This is a genomic window from Stenotrophomonas sp. SrG (assembly GCF_050031795.1).
GTDB lineage: Bacteria > Pseudomonadota > Gammaproteobacteria > Xanthomonadales > Xanthomonadaceae > Stenotrophomonas > Stenotrophomonas rhizophila_A.
Map to the genome: position 1 here is coordinate 1 of NZ_JBNBBE010000931.1, position 242 is coordinate 242.

Annotated in this window: 1 protein-coding gene; it reads right to left on the reverse strand. The window is 66.9% G+C overall.

All coding sequences use genetic code 11. The annotated features are described in order from the left end of the window. Nucleotides 1-16 precede the first annotated feature (16 nt). On the reverse strand, nt 17-242 hold a 226-nt coding region (locus ACQG3P_RS22220), incomplete at its 5' end, for a hypothetical protein (protein WP_426806260.1).

Here is a 242-nt window from a genome sequence, read left to right on the forward strand (position 1 = left end):
ATAGCCCAGGCATCAGTCAGGCGCGGTCCACGTCGACATCGACATCCCGTGCGGTATCGCGCAGCAGGTCCACGGTAAAGCGCGGTGAGCCGCGCAGCGCCGTGATGACGACATCCTCACCGTCCACGACGACGGCCGCATAGCGTTCGCCAAGCCGGTTCGCCAGTGCCTCGCGGGCGGCACGCGCGATCTCGCGGTCTGACTCGCCCATGCGGATGGGAACATCGACGTGCATCGGCGAT